The 15,428-nt window shown below is 63.8% G+C and carries 12 protein-coding genes; 3 read left to right on the plus strand and 9 right to left on the minus strand.

What is annotated here, in order from left to right:
- Window positions 1–66 precede the first annotated feature (66 nt).
- Window positions 67–546 (plus strand): GreA/GreB family elongation factor, encoded by a 480-nt coding sequence (locus IP68_RS08710; protein WP_054134590.1) that lies wholly within the window; start codon window positions 67–69, stop codon window positions 544–546.
- Between the two features lie 269 nt (window positions 547–815).
- The gene (locus tag IP68_RS08715; RefSeq protein WP_054134591.1) at window positions 816–2,210 is read left to right on the plus strand and encodes a vanadium-dependent haloperoxidase; all 1,395 of its coding nucleotides are present in this window, start codon (window positions 816–818) and stop codon (window positions 2,208–2,210) included.
- 62 nt (window positions 2,211–2,272) lie between these two features.
- On the opposite strand, the gene IP68_RS08720 is transcribed toward IP68_RS08715, so the two are convergent.
- Window positions 2,273–3,706 (minus strand): aldehyde dehydrogenase family protein, encoded by a 1,434-nt coding sequence (locus IP68_RS08720; protein ID WP_054134592.1) that lies wholly within the window; start codon window positions 3,704–3,706, stop codon window positions 2,273–2,275.
- Window positions 3,707–3,870: 164 nt separating this feature from the next.
- Window positions 3,871–5,517 (minus strand): acetolactate synthase large subunit, encoded by a 1,647-nt coding sequence (locus IP68_RS08725; RefSeq protein WP_054134593.1) that lies wholly within the window; start codon window positions 5,515–5,517, stop codon window positions 3,871–3,873.
- Window positions 5,518–5,910: 393 nt separating this feature from the next.
- On the opposite strand from IP68_RS08725, the gene IP68_RS08730 reads away from it, so the two are divergent.
- Entirely contained in the window at window positions 5,911–6,678 is a 768-nt protein-coding gene (locus IP68_RS08730) for an N-acetylmuramidase family protein (protein WP_054134594.1), read from the plus strand.
- Between the two features lie 12 nt (window positions 6,679–6,690).
- On the opposite strand, the gene IP68_RS08735 is transcribed toward IP68_RS08730, so the two are convergent.
- The 7 genes from IP68_RS08735 to cobT form a co-directional block, all read right to left on the minus strand.
- Window positions 6,691–7,635, minus strand: a complete 945-nt coding sequence (locus tag IP68_RS08735) for a D-2-hydroxyacid dehydrogenase (RefSeq protein WP_054134595.1) — start codon at window positions 7,633–7,635, stop codon at window positions 6,691–6,693.
- 18 nt (window positions 7,636–7,653) lie between these two features.
- Window positions 7,654–8,010 (minus strand): hypothetical protein, encoded by a 357-nt coding sequence (locus tag IP68_RS08740; protein ID WP_054134596.1) that lies wholly within the window; start codon window positions 8,008–8,010, stop codon window positions 7,654–7,656.
- 63 nt (window positions 8,011–8,073) lie between these two features.
- A complete protein-coding gene (gene cysS / locus IP68_RS08745; RefSeq protein WP_054134597.1) occupies window positions 8,074–9,549 on the minus strand; it encodes a cysteine--tRNA ligase in 1,476 nt (491 codons plus the stop codon).
- A 116-nt stretch (window positions 9,550–9,665) separates the two neighbouring features.
- Window positions 9,666–10,367 (minus strand): hypothetical protein, encoded by a 702-nt coding sequence (locus IP68_RS08750; protein ID WP_054134598.1) that lies wholly within the window; start codon window positions 10,365–10,367, stop codon window positions 9,666–9,668.
- A gap of 76 nt (window positions 10,368–10,443) precedes the next feature.
- A complete protein-coding gene (locus tag IP68_RS08755) occupies window positions 10,444–12,480 on the minus strand; it encodes an adenylate/guanylate cyclase domain-containing protein (protein WP_054134599.1) in 2,037 nt (678 codons plus the stop codon).
- Between the two features lie 331 nt (window positions 12,481–12,811).
- Window positions 12,812–13,483, minus strand: a complete 672-nt coding sequence (locus IP68_RS08760; RefSeq protein WP_054134600.1) for a nitroreductase — start codon at window positions 13,481–13,483, stop codon at window positions 12,812–12,814.
- Window positions 13,484–13,577: 94 nt separating this feature from the next.
- A complete protein-coding gene (gene cobT / locus IP68_RS08765) occupies window positions 13,578–15,401 on the minus strand; it encodes a cobaltochelatase subunit CobT (protein WP_054134601.1) in 1,824 nt (607 codons plus the stop codon).
- Between the last annotated feature and the right edge of the window lie 27 nt (window positions 15,402–15,428).

Raw genomic sequence — 15,428 nt, forward strand, 5'->3', positions numbered from 1 at the left:
GGTGACGGTAAGTGATTTGCCGATGTGTTGGTCGCCTTGTCGACCCTGCCTTGCTAAAGCCCGCTCATGGACCGCCCCAACCACATCACCCCTGCAGGCTATGCCGCGCTCAAGGCGCGCTATGATCATCTGCTCGGTGTCGAACGCCCGGCGATCGTCGAGATCGTCAGCTGGGCTGCGGGCAATGGCGATCGCAGCGAGAACGGCGACTATCTCTATGGCCGCAAGCGGATGCGCGAGATCGATCGGGAACTGAACCGGCTCGCGCGCAAGATGAAGGCCGCCAAGGTCATCGACCCCAAGGAGCAGCAGGACACCGGCCGCGTGTGGTTCGGCGCAGAGGTCGAGATCGCCGATGAGGACGATGTCCGCCGCACGCTCACCCTGGTGGGCGATGACGAGCAGGACGCGGGCGCTGGCCGGATCGGCTGGAATTCGCCGCTGGCGCGCGCGCTGCGCGGCGCTGCGGTGGGTGACCTGCGTACGGTGACTCTGCCGGGTGGCACCAAGGAGTGGGAAGTGATGGCCATCGCCTATGCCGGCTGAGCGCCTGTCCAGCCTGAGCGGCAGAAGCCGTCTTTCATCCTCAACAAAAGTTTAACACTAAAACTGTCGCATCTGTCCTATGGGTGACACGTAAAGCCAAGTAACATGGCGATGCGTGAACCAAGGCCGTGGTCGATGCCGTCACGCCTGCGAATATCATAATATCATCAGTAATGCACGCCCACCCAAAAGGTGATCGTATCCGTGTGTCCTCTTCATGCTTTGCCCGCAATTGGCAGAGCGATGACGTTTGCCTGAAGGAAATAACAATGAATCCCGTTTTTTATTGGAATGCTATACTTCTGGAATGCTCGCGCCGTGACTTTACGCGCGGCTTCAACAACGCCCAGCAACCCGGTCCCATCCGCACATCGCGCGCGATGGCGATCGTTCATCTAGCCATCCATGATGCGGTGGCCTTCGCCAGCGGCAATCCGGGCGCTGCTTGGCTCAGCAAGAAAGGCATCGCGCACGGCGTTGGCCCTGCCCCCGGCGGTAGCGTGACCGACATCATCGCCGGCGCGGCGGTGGTGACGCTGAAGGCGATGTACCCGCGCTACGGCATCTATATCGACGATTCGACCGGCGCGGTAAACGCGGGACGCTTTGCCTATGGCCAGCAGGTCGGCCAGGCGATCCTAGACGCGCGCGCCGCCGATGGATCGAACATCGACATCGCCACAAGCCAGCCAGCCAACCCGGTCTACGGCCAGCATCGCGCCGATCCGTTCCAGCCCGGGCAGAACCGGCTGGGGCCGGTGTGGGGCAATGTCACCCGGTTCACCGGCGCCGCCAACCAGCCGCTCGATCCGTTTCCCGGAAGCGGGCTGGCCGACTATCTCGCCAATCCCGACTACCGGGACGATTTCGACGAGGTCCGCGACTACGGGGCGAAACTGCGCGGCAAGCGCAACGCCGAACAGGAGCGCATCGGGGTCTATTGGGGCTATGACGGCGCGATGAACCTCGGCGTGCCGCCGCGGCTGTACAACCAGGTCGCCCGCCGCGTCGTCGAGCCGCTCGCGCTCAATATCCCGCGTGCCGCCGAGTTGTTCGCGCAGCTCAACGTCGCTATGGCGGATTCGGGCATCGACGCGTGGCACTGGAAGTATTTCTACGACCTTTGGCGCCCGGTGGTCGGGCTGCGCGAGGAAGACGCGACGCGCGGCGGCGATCCGTTCTGGGCACCTTTGGGCGCACCGCAGACCAATACCGCCGGCCCGATGACGCGGACGCCCAACTTTCCCGCTTATCCTTCGGGCCATGCCACCTTTGGCGCGGCATTGTTCCAGACTCTGCGGTTGGCGCTCAACACCGCGCCGGGCCCGATCACGCTGAAGGACGTGCTCGACGTCGAAACGCACAACAGTGCCCCGATCGCCAAGGAGAGCTTCAGCTTTGTCTCGGACGAGCTCGACGGCATCGCCAGCGATCCCGATGGCTCGACCCGCACCCGGGTGGACAAGGCCTTCGACAATTTCGCCGAGGCGGTGTGGGAAAACTCGGTGAGCCGGATCTATCTGGGCGTGCACTGGCGGTTTGACGGCATCCCGCGGCGCGATGGTGAGAACATCGGTGGCGTGCCGCTGGGGCTCGCGATCGGCAGCGAGGCGCATGACTTTTTCAACACCGCACCGTCGCTGGGCGGGGTTGTGATGCCTTAACTGAGCAGACTTCGTCGGCAGGGTAGCGCCGTCCCACTCGGGCGGTGCAACCCTCTGGCGGACTACTGGCCGCGGATCAGCAGGTTGCGGATCTCGGTCATGTCTTCCATGGCAAAGCGGATGCCCTCACGGCCCAGCCCCGAATCCTTGACCCCGCCATAGGGCATGTTGTCGATGCGGAAGCTGGGGACGTCGTTGATCACGACGCCGCCGACATCGAGATGATCCCAGCAGTCGAACATCTTGAACAGGTCGCGGGTGAACACGCCTGCCTGCAGTCCGAACTTGCTGTTGTTGACCTCGGCCATCGCTGCGCCAAAGTCGGTGAAGCTCGAGAGTACCGCGACCGGGCCGAACGCCTCTTCGGTGACGATCTTGGCTTCGTGCGGCACGTTCTCGAGCAGGGTCGCCTCGAGCATCGCGCCATCGCGCTTGCCGCCGCACAACAATGTGCCGCCAAGCGACACCGCCTCCTGCACCCAGCCATCGAGGCGGGTCGCCTCTTTGACGTGAATCATCGGCCCGATAAAGGTGTCGCGGTCCTTGGGATCACCCGCGATCAATGTCTTGGCCTTGGCGACAAGCATGTCGCGGAAGCGATCGTAGACATCGGCGTGGATCAGGATGCGCTGCACCCCGATGCAGCTCTGGCCCGACTGATAGAACGCGCCGAAGATCACACGCTCCATCGCGTCGTTCAGATTGGCATCAGCATCGATGATCACCGCAGCGTTGCCGCCGAGTTCGAGCACGACCTTTTTCTTGCCGCAGCGCGCCTTCAGGTCCCAGCCCACATCGGGCGATCCGGTAAACGAGAGCAATTTCAGGCGGTCATCAGTGGTGAACAGGTCCGCGCCATCGCGGCTGGCGGGCAGGATCGAGAACGCGCCCTTGGGCAGGTTGGTCTCGGCCAGCACCTCGCCCATGATGATCGCGCCCAGCGGCGTGCGGCTCGCTGGCTTCATCACGAACGGGCAGCCGACCGCGATGGCAGGCGCAATCTTGTGCGCGGCGAGATTGAGCGGGAAGTTGAACGGCGAGATGAACGAGCACGGGCCTATCGGCACGCGCTTCCACATGCCGCGATAGCCCTTGGCGCGCGGGCTGATGTCCATCGTCTGGACCTCGCCGGTCATCCGCACCGATTCTTCCGCCGCAATGCGGAAGGTGTCGATCAGGCGGCTGACCTCGCCTTCGCTATCCTTGATCGGCTTGCCCGCTTCGACGCACAGTGCATAGGCGAGTTCTTCCGAACGCTCCTTGAACCGCGTGACGCAGTGGTTGAGCACCTCCTGCCGCTCATAGCTCAGCATCCGCGCCATCGGCTCTGCCGCCTCGACCGCACCTGCGATCGCTGCATCGATCGTCGCGGCATCGGCCTGCGCGACGCGGAACGCGACCTCACCGGTGAACTTGTCGGTCACCTCCAGATCGGTGTTCGGCTGCTGCGCCTCGTTGTTGAGATAGAGCGGGTAGACGGATTTGAGGGTGGTCATAACAAGTCCCTTGAAGCCCTCTCCCCTTGAAGGGAGTGGGTTGGGAGAGGGGGCCGCCCTCCCCCTTGGCATGAAGCGGGCAGTGGGAAATCCATTCCCCTCTCCCCGGCCCTCTCCCCTGAGTCGCAGACGAGCGAAGCTCAACGGGAGAGGGGGATTTCTGATTAAAGCTCTTTCGCCATCTTCTTGATGTCGATGTTCAAGATCTGGTCGTTCTCCGAATAATCAACCGGGCAATCGATGAGATGCACTCCTGGCGTGTCGCGCGTATGCGCGAGCAGTTCCTTCAGATGCTCGGCGCTTTCGACACGATAGCCGTTGGCGCCATAAGCCTCGGCGTATTTCACGAAGTCGGGGTTGCCATAGGTCAGGCCCCAATCCTGGAAGCCCATGTTCGCCTGCTTCCAGCGGATCATGCCATAGCTGTTGTCGTTGAGGATCAGCACGGTCATGTTAAGCTTCAACCGGACCGCGGTTTCCATCTCCTGGCTGTTCATCATGAACCCTCCATCGCCGCAGATCGCCAGCACCTTGCGGTCGGGATAGACCATCGACGACATCATCGCCGAGGGCAGGCCCGCGCCCATGGTGGCGAGCGCATTGTCGAGCAGCACGGTGTTGGGCCGGTACGCGTCATAACCACGCGCAAACCAGATCTTGTAGACGCCGTTGTCGAGGCAGATGATGCCGTCGTCGGGCATCGCGTTGCGGATTTCCTGCACCAGATAGGGCGGGAAGATCGGGAAGCGCGCATCGCCCGACAGCGACTTGGTGTGATCGACCTCGGCCTTGCGGAACGCCAGCATGTGGTCGAACTTCCACCCGCCATTGGGGACGATATCTTCCTTCATCTGCCAGATCGCATTGGCGATATCGCCGATTACCTCGATCTCGGGGAAATACACCGGATCGACCTCGGCGGTCTTGGACGAGATGTGGATCACCGGCGTGCCGCCGGGATGCATGAAGAACGGCGGCTTTTCGATCACGTCATGGCCGATGTTGACGATCAGGTCGGCAGCTTCCACCGCGCGGTGGACGAAATCGCCCGCCGACAGCGCGGCGCAGCCGACGAACTTGGGATGCCGCTCGTCGATCACGCCCTTGCCCAGCTGCGTGGTGAGGAACGGGATGCCGGTCTTCTCGATGAACTGCAGCAGCATGCGGCTGGTCATCGTGCGGTTGGCCCCTGCCCCGATCACCAGGATCGGCGACTTGGCCTGCTCGAGCGCGGTGACCGCGGCGCGGATCGACTTCTTGTCGGCATTGGGTCGCCGGGTCTGGCTGGGCTTCAGCGGCACCGAATCGGTCTTTTCCTCGGCAATGTCCTCGGGGAACTCGATATGCGTGGCGCCGGGCTTTTCCTCCTCGGCAAGGCGGAAGGCCTCGCGGATGCGGCTGGGGATGTTGTCAGCGCTGGCCAGCTGATGGGTGAACTTGGTGATCGGCTTCATCATGCCGACGACATCGAGGATCTGGAACCGGCCCTGCTTGGATTTCTTGATCGGCTTCTGGCCTGTCACCATCAGGATCGGCATGCCACCCAGCTGCGCATACGCTGCCGCGGTAACGAAGTTTGTCGCACCGGGGCCCAGCGTGGCCATGCACACGCCGGTCTTGCCGGTGTGGCGTCCATAGGTCGCCGCCATGAAGCCGGCACCCTGCTCGTGACGGGTGAGGATGAGCTTGATCTTGGTCGACCGGCTGAGCGAATCGAGCATGTCGAGATTTTCCTCGCCGGGAACGCCGAAGATGTACTCGACGCCCTCTTCCTCCAGGCACTGGATGAACAGATCGGATGCTTTGGTCATGAAATAACTCCCCCGGAAACCGAAAATGGCTTGTCGTTGCAATCGTGCGACCGAAAGGATGACCGGGCGGTGCGTTATGCTTGGGCTACCCGGGCGGAATGTGCGATGCGGAAAAACCATGGGCTCCGCCGCCCACGCCCCGTGTGACGCAAGGCATAACCCCAAATATTTGCCGAGTCACCCGCCAAAAGTGCTGTCCCTGTCCGGGGCGCGGAACACCTGCTGGTATCGCCTGCACGGCGGCCGGGCGCTGGGGATCCAACAGCCTGTCAATGTAGGAATTGGACCAGTATCCTGGAGAATTAACCGATCATAACTTGGCGATTGCGGGGCTGGCGATACAGTATCGGCTGCCCTGCCGGCGTCGTGTTTGCTGTCAAAAGGTCAATGCCCATGGGCCGCTCCCCCGTCTTTTCTGCGATCAAGGCCCTGCGCTCCGGCCAGTCCTTCACCCAGGCCGATGTGACCGCAATCGATAGTCTGCTCGATACGCTGGGGATTGCCCGATCGACGGGCACCGCTGCCACCGCGACCAAGATCGGACTGACCGAAGCGGACTTTCAGCAAGTCGCCGCAGCGCTGGGCTGCACCGTCGCGCAGATCCGCGCGGTGTGGGAGGTCGAAAGCGGCGGCGGCTGGTTCAGCGACGTCCGCGGCGACATCCTGGCGCTTGACGGCCCCGGCGGCTTTCTCGACGGGCCGCATCTGCCCAAGATCCTGTTCGAGGCGCACATCTTCGATCGCTATACCGAAGGCAAGTACCGCGCGAGCCACCCCAACCTGTCGAGCGCACGCTGGAACCGGAAGCTCTATGTCGGCGGCCAGGGCGAATATATCCGGTTGTGGAAGGCGATGGCGCTGGATCGCAAGGCGGCGCTGCTATCCGCCTCCGTTGGCGGCGCGCAGATCATGGGGTTCAACCACCAGGCCGCGGGCTTCCCCACGGTCGAGGCGTTCTGGGACGCGATGAAGCAGTCCGAAGCCGCGCATCTCAAGGCCTTCGCCGCGTTCATCACCTCGAAAAAGCTGGTGAGCGCGCTGAGAGCGATCAGCAATGTCGCAGCGGCGTGCATGGCCTTTGCCAAGGGATATAACGGCGCGGGCTTTGCCGCGAACAACTATCATGTGAAGATCGCCGCCGCGCATGCCAAATACAGCTGACGGCGATCTCGATCAGTATCCCAGTGCGAGGTCGACCTCGTTGACCAGCGCCTCGCCGCGCACATAGCGGCCCAGATTGTCCGCAAAAAGGGCCGCCGCCCGCTGGAACATCCGGTTCTGCGCGCGGCCCGAGAGGTGCATCGAGATCTGCACATTGGGGAGAGTCCACAGCTCATGATCGGCCGGTAACGGCTCGGGCGTGGTGACGTCGAGAAACGCGCCCGCGATGCTCTTGCCCTTGAGCGCGGCGATCAGCGCGTCCTGATCGACGCATTCGCCGCGCGCGATGTTGACCAGGATCGCCTCGGGTTTCATCGCGGCGAGCTCGTCGGCACCGATCAGCGCATCGGTTTCGCGCGTCGCAGGCGTCGCGATGACCACCCAGTCATACTCGCCGATCCGCCCGCGCCATTCGTCAGCCCCCAGTATCCCAGCATCGGGCCGCGCGGTGCGGGCAACCCCGGTTACCTCCATCCCGAAACCCTTCAGCCGCTCGCCGATCGCCGAGCCGATCGCACCATAGCCGATGACCAATGCGCGTGTTTCGTAAAGCTCGATCGTCCCGGGCGAGGTCCACAGCCACTCGCGCCTGTCCGCGGCGCGCACGACGTCAGCATAGCCCTTGGCCATGCTGAGCATGCCCAGCACCGCGTATTCGGCGACCGCGATGGTGTTGATGCCGACGCCGTTGGTGACCCGGGTGCCGCGCGCGGTCAGCTCCTCGACCGGGAAATGGTCGAGCCCGGCATAGAGGGTGGAAACCCATTTCAACCCGGTGCCCGCCAGTACCACATCGCGCATTGCCTGCTTGTCGTGCATGTCGACCCAGGCGATGTCGGCATCGGCCACCTCGACCCTGGCTTCGTCCGCCGAACCGATCCACACCACATCGACGCCATCGGGGATGGCCGGTTCGAGCAACGGTCGTACGAGTGCGGAAATCACGGCCTTGGTCATTGAAAAGCTCCCTGTGCGTCAGGCCCTGTAGGCGAGACAGCCAGCAGCAATAAGCAGCGGCAGGGCAGCAAGGTCAACAAGCGCAATGCTTCGCAGCGATGCAGGCGCTCCGGAAGACCAGAACAACACAAGAAACGAAACCATGCTGACGGCGGCCACCACTGCCGCCAGCCGGCGGACGCCGGGGTCGAAGATCGCCCAGATACAGACGACAACCACGCATGCAAACAATGCCGCGCGGTGCTGGACGAGAAGGAATGCCGGGTCTGCGGGTTCCATTCCGTAAAGCGCCGCCAGCAGGCCGGGCTGGAACAGTGCCGCTGCCGGCAACACGTGGACCGCGCAGATCAGCAGCCAGAGGATCGGTTGGAGCATGTCGGCATTCTAACGAATGCGACGGCATCTGCGATTACGCTGGAGGTAAACGTCAACAAATCTCTAGACCTCGATCCGCCACTCCCAGCCCAGCGGATCGCCGTCCATCACCTCGACCCCCGCGGCTGTCAGCTCGTCGCGGATAGCGTCGGATGCGGCGAAGTTCTTGTCCGCGCGCGCATCCTTGCGCAGCTTGAGCATGTGCTCGATGCGCGCCTCATCGAACTCGATCGCCACCGGGCGGAGGCGCAGCGCCGAACGCTCGAGTGCCATCAGGTCGAGCCCCAGTACCGCATCCATCGCGCCGATCGCTGCTAGCCGCTGGCCCGCATCGATCTTCTTTTGCGCCAGAGCCTCGTCCAGCACGGTCAGCGCCTTGGCGGTGTTGAGATCGTCGGACACTGCAGCATCGAAATCTCCCAGCAACTGCAGCAGTCGCGGGTGATCAACGCTCTGCGCCGCGCTCGCGCCGGAGCGCAATGCCGCCACTGCCATCACCAGCCGCTTCAGCCGCGTCAGCGCCGCGAGCAGATTGTCCCAGCTGAACTCGAGTTCGCTGCGATAGTGCGCCTGCAGGCACATCAGCCGATAGGCGAGCGGGTGGAACCCCTTGTCGATGAGCAGCTGCAGCCGGAGGAACTCACCGCTCGATTTCGACATCTTGCCGGTGCGGTCGATCAGGAAGTTGTTGTGCATCCAGATCTTGGCGCCCGAGTTTCGCGGATCATCCAGGCCGTTCGTGCAGCAGAATGCCTGATTCTGGGCGATTTCATTGGGATGATGAATCTCGCGGTGGTCGATACCGCCTGTATGGATGTCGAAGGGGAAGCCGAGCAGCTTTTCTCCCATCACCGAGCACTCCAGATGCCAGCCTGGCGCGCCCCGACCCCAAGGCGAATCCCATTCCATCTGCCGGGTCTCTCCGGGCGGAGTCTTGCGCCAGATCGCGAAGTCGGCGGCGTTGCGCTTGCCTTCCACGCTCTCGATCCGGCCCTCACCGTCCTCGGTCACCGCGCGCGCCAGGCGGCCATAATCGGCCACAGTCGACACATCGAAATAGAGCCCGCTGTCCAGCTCATAGCAGTGCTTGTCGGCCATCGACTTGCCCCACTCGATCATCGCCCCGACATATTCGGTCGCGCGCGGGTGCTGCTTGGGCTGGACATTCAGGCGAGCCAGATCGCGCTCGAAATCCTCCTGATAGAAGCGCGCAATATCCCACGCAGACTTGCCCTCGCGCGCAGCCATGCGTTCCATCTTGTCCTCGCCCTCGTCGGCGTCGGACGTCAGATGGCCAACATCGGTGATGTTGATGACATGGGTGAGCTTGTAGCCCTTCCACTGCAACGTGCGTCCCAGCGTATCGGCAAAGACATAGGCACGCATGTTGCCGATATGCTGGTAATTGTAGACCGTCGGCCCGCAGCTGTAGACGCGAGCCTCGCCGGCATGAACGGGCGTGAAGGGCTCGACCGCGCGCGTCAGGCTGTTGAACAGCATCAACGGTGCGGCTTGGGGATCGGGTGCAGGCTGGGTCATGATGCGGCAACCCTTGCCTGCAAACCGCGCAGGCCGTCAAGCACCATGGCGCAGACACAAAAACCCCGCCCGCGCCGGTCGCAGCGGCACGGGCGGGGGATAAAATCGCGGTTGGTTCAGCGATCGCCTGCGGGGCTGATCTCCTGCTCGACGGCGGCCATCGTCTCGACCAGCAGACCGAGCTGGTTCTCGCAGCCATTCTCGATCAGCGTGCCGGCCAGTTCGTCGACCTCTGCCGGAACGCTGGGCAGCACCACCAGGTCGATCTTCCTGGCCGCGCCATCGGGTCCGGTCAGCGTGTAGCTGCTGCCGCTGACCACAGGCACTTCGGCAAAGGGCCAGACGCGGTTGCCCGATCCCTTCTTCCACAGCAGATCGGCCTTGGCGCCGCTGGCGTTGGCGAGCTTGAGGTTCACGTCGTCGGCGACGCTGGCGCGCCAGAACAGCAGGCGGTTGGGCTCGGCCACGCAGAACTTGCCCGACTGGCTGGCATCGATGAACCACAGATTGGGGCTGCGGGGCGCCGAAGGCTTGGCTGCGGACGGCGCACCGCGCACGGCTCCGGTCCGGGTCCGGCTGGCACCGCCGCTGGTCGAAAGCAGGCTGGCGATCTGCGTGCTCTGCGTCTGGTCACGCTTGACCGCGCCATCGAGCGTGAAGGTACCGGGGCCCGAAAGGACGCGCGTTCCCGCCTTGTCGAGCACGGTCACGCGGTCGCTGGCCTTCAGCACGACCTTGGTGTTGGCGGGCAGCTTCTTGCCGGCCGGATATTGCGCAGCGGAAGGTCCCGCCGATCGCACCACCATGGACTGGGCCATCGCGGTTCCGCTGACGGCAACCCCCAGGCCTAAAACTGCACCCAACGCAAGCGCCCGGTGAAGTACGGACTTCCTATCAACCGAGAACATAGCTTTCTCCTTTTTGTGTCTGACCAAGTCGCTTGAACAGATTCGCGATGGCCTCTTCCTGCCCCATTTCCTGCAGCTGTGATGTGAGTTGAACCACAGCGTCTGAATCTCCCGCCTCGTGCGCAGTCACGAGTTGAGCGATTTGGGTACGTTCCCCTGCCGGCATGTCCGGCGCGGGTTCGAAAATATCCACGGGCTTGGCGCGCCCTCTTAGCACGATCCGGCCCATCGGACGATACCAGTCTAGCCCCGAGCGCTCCGCCGCCTCGCGGCTGACCAGCACGCGGGTGTCGAGGTTCTTGTTCGCCGCCTCGAGCCGCGCGGCGGTGTTCATGCTGTCACCGAACGCCGTGTATTGAATGCGCCCCTCGCCGCCGAAGTTGCCGACGATCGCTTCGCCGAAATGCACGCCGACGCGGGTGCGGCCGATCGGCGGGACGCCCTCGGGCGCGCTGCGGCGGAACTCCTCGCCAGCCTCGTACATCGCCCAGGCCGCTCGCACCGCGCGCTCACCGTCGTCGGGAAAGCTGATTGGCGCGCCCCAGAAGGCGACCACCGCATCGCCCACGAACTTGTCGAGCGTGCCGCCATATTGCAGCACCACGTCGGCGAGCTTGTCGAGATAGTTGTTGAGCAGGAACGCCACCATCTCCGGCTCGATCGCGTGGGTCAGCTTGGTAAAGCCCTCCAGATCGGTGAATACGCAGAAGATCTCCCGCTTCTCGCCGTGCAGCGCGAGCTTGTCGGGGTCCTTGAGGATTTCCGCCGCGACCGAGCGGGGCAGGTATTTGCCCAGCGCATTCTGCGCGAACGCGCGCTGCTTGGACCCGACCACGCGTGCGGCGGCGCCCACCGAGGTATAGGCGAGCAACCAGCCGGTCGCCCAGCCGAAGCTTGGCAGGTCTAATGTATCGAACCCCTGATATTGCAGAATGAACGGCACCGTGATGAACAACAGGATCTGCGATCCCAGCAGCAGCCCCATGATCCAGGCACGCGCCTGGCTGATCGCGGTGGCGCAGCCGGCCAGCACCACGACCAAAGCGATCACCCACAGCGACCAGCCAGGGAATGAGAACGGCTGATCGTTGTCGAGCAACTGCGACATCATGTGCGCATGGACTTCGAGCCCGATCATCTGCGAATCGCCGGTGACGACATCGCCGATGCGGGTGAGCGGGGTATCGAACTTGTCGAAATCGACGAAATCCCCGCCGATCAGCACATGCTTGCCCTTGACCTCGCTGGCGACGAACTCGGCGCTTTCAGGGTCGGCAAACAGGTCGATCGGCAGCTTGTTGATCACCGGGCGGTCCGACGACAGCGGGAGGCGGAAGCGGATCGCACCGCGATAGTCGGCGAACGCTGCGTTGGGCGGGGTCATCGCACGCACCATGATCGGCGGCAGGTTCTTTGGCTGGTCGGGCCAGCGCCGCGCGACACCATCCGGATCGGTCAGCAGCCGGATGCTGGTGGGCACCGTCTTGGCGGTGGTGATGTCCTTGAGGAACTGCTCAAGAAACTCCTGCTGGCGAAACTGGATCGCCTCGGTGTTGGTCTCGTTGGATGCATAAGCGACGTGCGTGGGGGTTTGCATCGATCGGAATGCGGTCTTGAGCGCCTCGTCATCGTCCTGCGGCTGATCGAACAGAATATCTATGCCGATCGATTTTGCCCCCATCCGGTCGATGTTGGTCAGCGCATTGGCAAGGATGGTGCGGTCGACCGGAGATCGCTGACCGGTATCGATCAGCGTGTCGTCGGTATAGACCACCATCAGGATGCGCGGGTCCTGATCGACCTTTTTGGCGAAATTGGCCGCGCGCATGTCGTACATCGCGTTTTCGGCATCGCCGAGCAGCGGCATCGTGGGGCTGTAACGCGCCACCGCGAGCGCGAACACCAGAAAGCCCAGGGTCGCGAGCATCCGCACGAGCCCCAGCTGGCGAATGAGCCGGTTGGCCGAACGGCCAACCTCATCGCGGCTGCTGGGGGCCGAAGCGGTGTCTGGTTTCAGCGCCATGATCTCAGCTGCCGCCCCCCGGCGCGTTCATGTCCATGCTTGCCCGGGCGCTTGAGCACGCGGCAACGCGGCCGGATGGCGCCCCGCACGCAGGCACCGTGGCCGCTGCGTCCGCTCGTGTGTCACCTGTCTGGCCGTCGCACATTATCACACCCCATTTGCCTCGATCCCTGAGGATGCGGCGGCAAATCCTGATTTCGGCGCGACCCGGTCTGGATTCGTTTGGGGATGCTATAATCCCCCCGATGCGGCGTGACCAGTTGCCGCATCGGAATGATGGCAGATTATACAGCGCCCGATGAACCTTGGATGTCGCTGCCTCCGACCCGCTTTAGAAACCGCGAAAGTCTATGGCCTCGGACAGGTCGACGCGCGGAACCGCAAAATTGTTGATCGGTGCATCGGGGTCGCGATAGCCCACCGCCATGCCGGTGAAGAAGATGAACTCGTCGCCGATGCCCAGCAGCTCGCGCATGTAGCTGCCGTACATCGCCCAGATTTCCTGCGGGCAACTGTCGAGCCCCGCCTCGCGCAGCAGCAGCATCACCGTCTGCAGCCACATGCCCATGTCCGACCATTGCGGCGGCCCCATATAGGTGCGGCAATAAGTGAAGATCTGCACCGGGGCACCGAAGCTGTCCCAGTTCTTGGCCATCTGCGCGATACGACCTGCGCCATCCTCGCGCGCGAGCCCCAGCGCGTCGAACATCCGCTTGCCGACCAGCCGCCTCTGCTCCTCGTAGCGACCCTCGAGGCCCTTGGGGTAGATGTCGTACTCCATCCCCGCACCCATCGGCTCGCTCGCGGCCTTCGCCTTGATCTTGGCGGTCAGATCGGCAAGCGGCTCGCCGGTCAGCACGATGGCATGCCATGGCTGGGTATTGCCCCCCGAGGGCGCGCGCTGCGCCTTGGTCAGGATATCCTGCAGCATGTCGAGCGGAACCGCATCGGGCCGGAACTGGCGCACGGACCGACGGGTTGCAACGGCTTCGGATACGTTCAAGGCAGATCTCCGGATCAGGGTTCGCGATTTAATCGCTTGGTTAAGCTGGGCGCCGACCTTTGGCAAGTCTGGCCTAGCGCCGTGCCAGCCCGCATCACTCGTCGTCGAACAGCCCCGCCAGCTGCTCGACCATCGTGCCGCCCAGTTGTTCGGCATCCATGATCGTCACCGCGCGCTTGTAATAGCGGGTGACGTCGTGGCCGATGCCGATGGCGATCAACTGCACCGGCGACATCTTCTCGATCCAGTCGATGACCTTGCGCAGATGCTGTTCGAGATAGGCGCCGTGGTTCACCGACAGCGTCGAATCATCGACCGGCGCGCCATCCGAAATTACCATCAGGATGCGGCGTTCCTCGTGGCGGGCGAGCAGACGGTTGTGCGCCCACAGCAGCGCCTCGCCGTCGATATTCTCCTTGAGCAGCCCTTCGCGCATCATCAGGCCCAGATTCTTGCGCGCTCGCCGCCAGGGCTCGTCGGCCTTCTTGTAGACGATGTGGCGAAGGTCGTTGAGGCGTCCGGGAAGCTGCGGGCGGCCCTGCGCCAGCCAGTCCTCGCGGCACTGGCCACCCTTCCATGCCTTAGTGGTGAAGCCCAGAATCTCGGTCTTGACCCCGCAGCGTTCCAGCGTGCGCGCCATGATGTCCGCGCTGATCGCCGCGATGCTGATCGGGCGACCGCGCATCGATCCGGAATTGTCGATCAGCAGCGTGACTACGGTATCGCGGAAATCGGTTTCCCGCTCGATCTTGTACGATAGCGAATGCCCCGGCGCGACCACGATCCGTGCCAGCCGCGCGGCATCGAGCATTCCTTCTTCCTGGTCGAAATCCCAGCTGCGGCTCTGCTGCGCCATCAACCGGCGCTGCAGACGGTTGGCGAGCTTGGTCACCGCGCCCTGCAGATGCGCGAGCTGCTGGTCGAGATAAGCGCGCAGCCGCAGCAGTTCGTCCTCGTCGCACAGGTCGGTGGCCTCGACCACCTCATCAAAGCGGGTGGACCAGGCCTTGTATTCGAAATCGGAAGGAAGATCGGTCCAGGGGCGGTTGGGGCGCGTCGGCATCATGCCATCATCGCCCATCTCGCCGGGGTCGCCGTCGTCGCCCTGCTCCATCTCGCCTTCGGTTTCGGACTGGTCGCCGTCCTCGTTCTCGCCGGTCTGCTCCTCGCCGCGCGCCTCGGTCTGGCCCTGATCGGACCCTTCCTGCTCGCCGTCCTGGTCCTCGGGTTCGCCCTCTTCGGACGAATCGTCATCGTCGCCGTCGTCCTGGCTGTCCTCCTCGTCCATCTGGCCCTCGGTGAGGTCGAGATGTTCGAGCAGCCGGGTGGCAAGCGCAGCAAACGCCGCCTGATCGTCGAGCGACAGCGCAAGATTGTCGATATCCTCGCCGCCCTTGCTCTCGATCCAGTCGCGCACCAGATCGACCCCGGCAACGGTCCCTGCGGGCATCGGCTTGCCGGTCAGCCGTTCGCGCACGATCAGACCCAGAGCGGTCGATAGCGGCACCTCGTCGACCTTGGTCGCGCGCGCGATCGGGTCCGAGCGCATGCGCATGTCGAGCGCGGCATCCAGATTGGCCCCCAGCCCACTCATCGCGCGGCTGCCCAGCGCCTCGATCCGCACCTGCTCGACCGCATCGAATGCAGCGCGGGCAACCGCCTCCTTGGGCGCATTGGCGTTGTGCTGGGCGGGGTTGTGATGCTTCAGCCGCAGCGCGTAGAGGTCTGCAAAACCGCGCGCCTCGGCGACCTGATCTGCGGGCAGCTTGCGCCCCGGCATCGGCACGCGCAGCTTTGTGCCAGATTGCGACGGCGGATCCGCGGTGAACGCCACCTCGACCTCGGGTTGATGCGCGATGGCGCGCGCGGTTCCGGCGAGAACGTTCTTCAGGTCATCAAGTGGCGTGCGGTTGGTCATGCACTATCGCTGAACACCCGGGCCTGC

This window comes from Blastomonas sp. AAP25, assembly GCF_001295965.1.
In the GTDB taxonomy this organism is placed as follows: Bacteria; Pseudomonadota; Alphaproteobacteria; order Sphingomonadales; family Sphingomonadaceae; genus Blastomonas; species Blastomonas fulva.

Bases quoted from the DNA above. Each gene is read 5' to 3' on its own strand.
- IP68_RS08710 (WP_054134590.1), top strand. From the start codon at position 67: ATGGACCGCCCCAACCACATCACCCCTGCAGGCTATGCCGCGCTCAAG.
- cobT (WP_054134601.1), bottom strand. From the start codon at position 15,401: ATGACCAACCGCACGCCACTTGATGACCTGAAGAACGTTCTCGCCGGA.
- cysS (WP_054134597.1), bottom strand. From the start codon at position 9,549: ATGACCCAGCCTGCACCCGATCCCCAAGCCGCACCGTTGATGCTGTTC.
- IP68_RS08755 (WP_054134599.1), bottom strand. From the start codon at position 12,480: ATGGCGCTGAAACCAGACACCGCTTCGGCCCCCAGCAGCCGCGATGAG.
- IP68_RS08730 (WP_054134594.1), top strand. From the start codon at position 5,911: ATGGGCCGCTCCCCCGTCTTTTCTGCGATCAAGGCCCTGCGCTCCGGC.
- IP68_RS08720 (WP_054134592.1), bottom strand. From the start codon at position 3,706: ATGACCACCCTCAAATCCGTCTACCCGCTCTATCTCAACAACGAGGCG.
- IP68_RS08725 (WP_054134593.1), bottom strand. From the start codon at position 5,517: ATGACCAAAGCATCCGATCTGTTCATCCAGTGCCTGGAGGAAGAGGGC.
- IP68_RS08735 (WP_054134595.1), bottom strand. From the start codon at position 7,635: ATGACCAAGGCCGTGATTTCCGCACTCGTACGACCGTTGCTCGAACCG.
- IP68_RS08715 (WP_054134591.1), top strand. From the start codon at position 816: ATGAATCCCGTTTTTTATTGGAATGCTATACTTCTGGAATGCTCGCGC.
- IP68_RS08750 (WP_054134598.1), bottom strand. From the start codon at position 10,367: ATGGCCCAGTCCATGGTGGTGCGATCGGCGGGACCTTCCGCTGCGCAA.
- IP68_RS08740 (WP_054134596.1), bottom strand. From the start codon at position 8,010: ATGCTCCAACCGATCCTCTGGCTGCTGATCTGCGCGGTCCACGTGTTG.